The sequence below is a fragment of the Campylobacter majalis genome, assembly GCF_905120465.1.
In the GTDB taxonomy this organism is placed as follows: domain Bacteria; phylum Campylobacterota; class Campylobacteria; order Campylobacterales; family Campylobacteraceae; genus Campylobacter_A; species Campylobacter_A majalis.
Genome location: NZ_CAJHOF010000037.1, coordinates 1 through 3885 on the forward strand (window position 1 = coordinate 1; position 3885 = coordinate 3885).

Genomic DNA, 3885 nt, shown 5'->3' on the forward strand with positions numbered 1-3885 from the left:
CCACAAAAACCATAAAAGAGGATATTGTATCATCAAATCTAAATGCTAATAACATAAACATAATCTCAAATAAAGATACAACTATACAGGGGGCGAATTTAGTAGCGGATAGAAAAATAGATATAACAGCCAATAATATAAACTTAACACCAATTACATACTCAAATCAAGAAACAACCAAAACCTCCAAATCAAACCTTGGCTCCATATCAAAATCATCTTTAAATAAAACAGATATACTTACAAACAAACAAGGCTCAAGCTTACAAGCAGATCAAATAAATATAAATGCAAATAGTATTAATTTAGTAGCCTCAATAATACAAGCTAATACAGCAAACATAAACGCCCAAATCCTAAACCTAATCTCAGATAAACAAACAAGTATAAATACAGAATTTAAACAAGGCTCAGGAATATTAACAGCTACCATAACAGACAAAGGAAAGATAAAAGAGGTAGAAATTCCAGCTATAATAAAAATAAAAGAGAAATTTATACTAAATGGTAATGACATAACAGACAAACTAGATATAAAAACATATAATAAGATTTTAAATACTTTAAACTCACAAGAGTTTAAAGAGAGTATTATAAAAGAGCTTAGATCAAATCCAAACACTCCAATAGACGAAAAAACCATAAATCAGATAAAAGCCACTCTAAACTCAAAAGAGTGGGATGATAAAACAACTACACTGAGTGGCATAGGCTCACTTATAATAACAGCTATAGTTACATATCTAACAGCAGGAGCAGGAGCTGCATTTGCAGGAGGTATAGGACTAGCTAGTGGCACAGCAAGTGCTACTATGGTATCTGCTATGAGTTCGGCAGTTATTACTCAAACGGCTTCATCAGTAGTCGCATCTGCCATAACTGGCAACAAACCAAACATAGACTTAGGCTCACTAGCCACAAATGCTATAAGTGCAGGAGTAATGTCTTATGCAAATTTTGCATTTGGAACAAATGCCTTAACAGAAAATATGAATATATCAGACTATGCTAAAAACGCTACTATAAACGGAGTAGGTCAAGGTATAACATCACAGATAAAAGGGCAAAATTTCAAAGACGGCTTTATATCAGGAGCAGTCATATCAGTGCTAAGCGATAGTGCATTGCAGATGAGGAAGTATGTTAAGGATAGGTATGATTATGTTGGAGACGGCAAACTAAGCGAGGGTTTAAGAGGAGATGGAGCTAAGATAGGCGGCAGTCATCCAAAAAGAATATTAATTGCAAATGGCGAATATGATTACATAGATATCTCAGGACCAACAGGCGGAGTTCAAAAGGGTGTCGGAACTTTGTTTGGATTTGAATACTCAAAAGGTAGCTTTATAGATAGTGCAATAGAACACTACGCAGGACCGCACGACTTTATATCAAGCTGGAATTATGAGAATATCAACAGCTTAACATATCTAAGAGACAATAGCACTCTAACAAACGCGACAAGTGGATTACTCTTAATTCCTGCAACTCCATTTGCAATAGCACCATTTGTTCAAGATAATATGCATAACATTAACATTTATAAAGATTTAAAGAAAGATGATAAGCAAATCAGAAATGAAGCTATAAATAAAGCAATGGAGAGAAATAAATGAAAACTCAAAATTTTGTGTTTATAATGAGTTTATTAGTTGTGTTTAGTGGGTGTGCTGTAGGTCCTGCAACTTATGAAAATTTTGTAAGAAAGATGGAATTAAATAAGAAAATGTGGACACCAAACGAGTATATGATCAAGAATTTTAGAGAAATTTATAGTGAAGATAAATATATATATGTATTTAGAAACACTATTAATGGTTGCGTTTATGGCTATTTGACAAACAGAGATGGTAAACCTGAAAGAGTTATAGATTGGATTATTTTATCAGGAAAAGAGTATTGTAAAGAAAAACAAAGATGGACTTTGTCATAATTCCTCTGCCACACCATTTGCAATAGCACCATTCATACAAGATAATATGACAAGTATTGGAATTTATAAGGATTTAAAAAAGCAAAATGAAAATATTAGAAATGAAATTTTAGACAACATAAAGGACAATAGATGAAATTTATATCTTTTCTAACAATTGCTATTGTGGTATTTTTCTCAAACGGATGCTATTTTAAAAACGCGACTTATGATAATTTCAAATACAAAAGAAATTTTTTTTGATACCTCATAATAGTAAAATTATTTTAAGTCTTAAAGAATTTAGAGAAATATATGATGATACAAGATATATTTATAAATTTAAGGGAGATGATCCTAGATGCCATTATGGATATTTAACAAACAAAGATGACAAGCCAGAGAGGATTTTGGAGTGGATTATATTATCAGGCAAAGAGTATTGCAAAGAAACGCCCGGTATCGGAACTTTGATATAAACGATATTGTGTCTACCTCATTTGCAATAGCACCATTCATACAAGATAATATGACAAGTATTGGAATTTATAAGGATTTAAAAAAGCAAAATGAAAATATTAGAAATGAAATTAGAAAAACAATAATAGACAAACAATGAAAAACGTAAATAATTTATTGATAGTAATTATATTGTTTTTAATTAGTGGTTGTGAAATTGGACCAAGCACTCATGAAATTTTTTTAGAAAATTTTAATTATGAAAAAGGTCAGTCTTATCTGCCAAAAATAAACATCAAACGTAGAGAAATTTATGACGAGAATAGATATATTTATAAATTAGAGTATCCTGCCGGATGTCATTTTGCATTTTTAACTAATAGAGATGATAAGCCTGAGGTTGTGCAAGAGATAATTATTTTATCAGGCAAAGAGTATTGTAAAATGCGAAAAAAGTATACTTTTTAATTTTGGAAGGCTAGTGTGTTTGTAATGCAACCAGCACCGTTCATACAAGACAATATAACAAGTATTAGGATTTATAAGGATTTAAAGAGAGAACAGAAAAATATCTTTAATAATGCAAAGACAATAAAATGATAGCTAAAAAGATATTTTTAATGCCATTTGTTTTGCTTGTATTGAGCGGTTGTCATAGAGATGACCCTAGTTATGAAATTTTTAAAAGCAATAATGATATAAATATTGGGAATTCTTTTATTCCAACAATGAATAGTAAAACAAGAGAAATTTATGATAAGGATAGATATATTTATAAATTTGAAGGTCCGAAAGGGTGCCGTTATGGTTTTTTAACAAACAGAGATGATAAACCAGAGGTATTGCAAGAATGGATTATATTATCTGGTAAAGAGTATTGTAAAGAAAAGAGGGGTTGGGTATTAATACAATAACAAGTATTGAAATTTATAAGGATTTAAAGAAAGATGATAAGCAAATCAGAAATGAAGCTATAAATAAAGCAATGGAGAGAAATAAATGAAAACTCAAAATTTTGTGTTTATAATGAGTTTATTAGTTGTGTTTAGTGGGTGTGCTGTAGGTCCTGCAACTTATGAAACACTTGTAGAAAGAGTTTTAAATCCCAGCATAGGAAAGTCTTATATACCTAAGAATTTTGGAATTAGAAATAGAAAAGTTTATAGTGAAAATAGATACATATATTTATCAGAATATCCAAAAGGATGTATTGTTGGATATCTAACAAACAGAGATGATAAACCAGAGGTAGTGCAAGAATGGATTATATTATCTGGTAAAGAGTATTGCAAGGAAACTCCTGGCGTAGGTATGTGGATGTAATGAAAATTTTTACAAAAATAAGCATAATTAAAAACATACTACTTGTCCTGATTATATTCAGCATAAAGTTAATAGCCAACAACCTAAACATCAACACCACAAACAACACAACCATAAAAGGAGCTAATCTAAGAGCCAATAATATAGCAAATATCAATGTAGGCAATAATCTAATCTTACAAAGCCAAAGG

General features: G+C 30.6%; 6 protein-coding genes and 1 pseudogene. All 7 read left to right on the forward strand.

Annotated features, from left to right (window positions below; all coding sequences use genetic code 11):
* Nucleotides 1–1616 (forward strand): annotated as a pseudogene (locus tag LQU93_RS09725) (hypothetical protein); the annotation flags it as partial.
* A complete protein-coding gene (locus LQU93_RS09730; RefSeq protein ID WP_229933690.1) occupies nucleotides 1613–1933 on the forward strand; it encodes a hypothetical protein in 321 nt (106 codons plus the stop codon). The pseudogene LQU93_RS09725 and the gene LQU93_RS09730, both read left to right, overlap by 4 nt.
* A gap of 239 nt (nucleotides 1934–2172) precedes the next feature.
* Nucleotides 2173–2391, forward strand: coding sequence for a hypothetical protein (locus tag LQU93_RS09735; protein ID WP_229933691.1), 219 nt, complete (start codon nucleotides 2173–2175; stop codon nucleotides 2389–2391).
* Nucleotides 2392–2527: 136 nt separating this feature from the next.
* Nucleotides 2528–2839 carry a hypothetical protein gene (locus LQU93_RS09740; RefSeq protein ID WP_229933692.1) on the forward strand — a complete coding sequence of 104 codons (312 nt, stop codon included), beginning with the start codon at nucleotides 2528–2530 and terminating at the stop codon, nucleotides 2837–2839.
* A gap of 128 nt (nucleotides 2840–2967) precedes the next feature.
* Nucleotides 2968–3285 (forward strand): hypothetical protein, encoded by a 318-nt coding sequence (locus tag LQU93_RS09745; RefSeq protein WP_229933693.1) that lies wholly within the window; start codon nucleotides 2968–2970, stop codon nucleotides 3283–3285.
* Nucleotides 3286–3370: 85 nt separating this feature from the next.
* Nucleotides 3371–3694 carry a hypothetical protein gene (locus LQU93_RS09750; RefSeq protein WP_229933694.1) on the forward strand — a complete coding sequence of 108 codons (324 nt, stop codon included), beginning with the start codon at nucleotides 3371–3373 and terminating at the stop codon, nucleotides 3692–3694.
* Nucleotides 3694–3885 (forward strand): hemagglutinin repeat-containing protein (locus LQU93_RS09755; RefSeq protein WP_229933695.1); only part of this gene is annotated, 192 nt, incomplete at its 3' end. The genes LQU93_RS09750 and LQU93_RS09755, both read left to right, overlap by 1 nt.

What these genes read in the sequence shown, in the direction of transcription:
- LQU93_RS09750 (WP_229933694.1), top strand. Translation starts at nt 3,371, where the DNA reads ATGAAAACTCAAAATTTTGTGTTTATAATGAGTTTATTAGTTGTGTTT.
- LQU93_RS09745 (WP_229933693.1), top strand. Translation starts at nt 2,968, where the DNA reads ATGATAGCTAAAAAGATATTTTTAATGCCATTTGTTTTGCTTGTATTG.
- LQU93_RS09740 (WP_229933692.1), top strand. Translation starts at nt 2,528, where the DNA reads ATGAAAAACGTAAATAATTTATTGATAGTAATTATATTGTTTTTAATT.
- LQU93_RS09730 (WP_229933690.1), top strand. Translation starts at nt 1,613, where the DNA reads ATGAAAACTCAAAATTTTGTGTTTATAATGAGTTTATTAGTTGTGTTT.